Source organism: Acidovorax sp. KNOB132, assembly GCF_057541515.1.
The window spans coordinates 1-739 of the sequence record NZ_BAAJYT010000616.1 but is presented as its reverse complement, the minus strand read 5'-3'; the positions used below and the strand labels follow the sequence as shown (position 1 = coordinate 739).

At 75.0% G+C, this 739-nt stretch carries 1 protein-coding gene and 1 pseudogene; one reads left to right on the top strand and one right to left on the bottom strand.

Features of this window, described 5'->3' with window-relative positions:
- The coding region (locus tag AC27IO_RS25030; RefSeq protein WP_498741319.1) for a 2TM domain-containing protein at nt 1-276 on the bottom strand (276 nt) is incomplete at its 3' end.
- Between the two features lie 258 nt (nt 277-534).
- Between AC27IO_RS25030 and AC27IO_RS25025 the strand changes: the two are divergent.
- Nucleotides 535-739: pseudogene (locus tag AC27IO_RS25025) on the top strand (efflux RND transporter periplasmic adaptor subunit); the annotation flags it as partial.

Genomic DNA, 739 nt, shown 5'->3' with positions numbered 1-739 from the left:
CTCCAGCAGGCGGGCGTGCAGCGGCCCGCCCGGCAGCGCCAGCCACACCGCCGCGCCATGGATCGCCAGGCCCAGGCCCCAGCCCAGCGCGGGAAACACCGCCCAGTGGCGCCCCTGGTAGGCGGCGAGGGCGGCCAGCGCCAGGTTGACGCACAGGTACACGCAGGCGTGCAGCAGCCAGCCCATCTTGGCACCGGCCCGCTTGCGGGCCATGCGGTCCAGGTCGTCCAAGTCGTTCAGGGGGGCGAGATCGTCGGGGGTGTGGAAAGCGGGCATGGCGGCTCCTTGGGGATCGGGGTGGGAGGGGAGGGAATGGCCGCACTGTGCGCCCGGCCGCCCGGTCCGGCCAGCGCCATGCGACGAACCGCCCGCCGCGCGGCGCGAACCGCTGCGCCGGGCGACAGATTTACCTTTCTTCGCACAGCAGCCAGACAATCGGTACGCGGAGCCCCTACGATTCGGCGTGCCCCCCGTGCTGCCCCGCCGGCCGCCCGGGACGGGCTTTTTCCGCGACACGCCACGCCAGCCATTTCCATGAATCCACACCCACACGACGCGCCCGTTCCCAACCCGCCGCCTTCCGCCCACCGGCCGCCCTCGCGGCGGTCGCGCTGGCTCGGCACGCTGCTGATGCTGGCCGTGGTGGCCCTGCTGGGCGGCGGCGCCTGGTATCTGGTGCAGCGCAGCACCGCCCCGGCGGGAGCGATGCGGGGGCGCGGGCGGTCCCGGGGGGGGCGGG